Genomic DNA, 268 nt, shown 5'->3' with positions numbered 1-268 from the left:
TATCGTGGCGCGGGGATCGGGTTGACGGTCCATGTGCTACGCTCAACGGTGGTGCCGGTCAGTGCGAGTTCTTCAGCTTCGTCTTCAGCATTGACGAGGTCCGTCTGAGTTTCACCGCTGACCACATCGGCGGACGCATTGGGCATCTCGATCACGTTGGTGTCACCAGATTCGGCGAGCGAGGTAGAAGCGGATGCGTCCAGCTCAACTTTTTCAAGTGCGTGCGATGCAGGGGAGACCGTCGCGCGAGACGTGGAACGATCTGCGG

General features: G+C 59.7%; 1 protein-coding gene. It reads right to left on the bottom strand.

Going from position 1 to position 268, the window contains the following annotated elements; genetic code table 11:
• Window positions 1–268: hypothetical protein (locus QP415_RS11915; RefSeq protein WP_285100220.1), on the bottom strand; the 268-nt coding region annotated here is incomplete at both ends.

Origin of the sequence: Pauljensenia sp. UMB3104 (assembly GCF_030217285.1) — a bacterium.
Taxonomy (GTDB): Bacteria; Actinomycetota; Actinomycetes; order Actinomycetales; family Actinomycetaceae; genus Pauljensenia.
The sequence above is the reverse complement of the archived record's forward strand: the minus strand, read 5'-3'. Positions and strand labels throughout refer to the sequence as shown.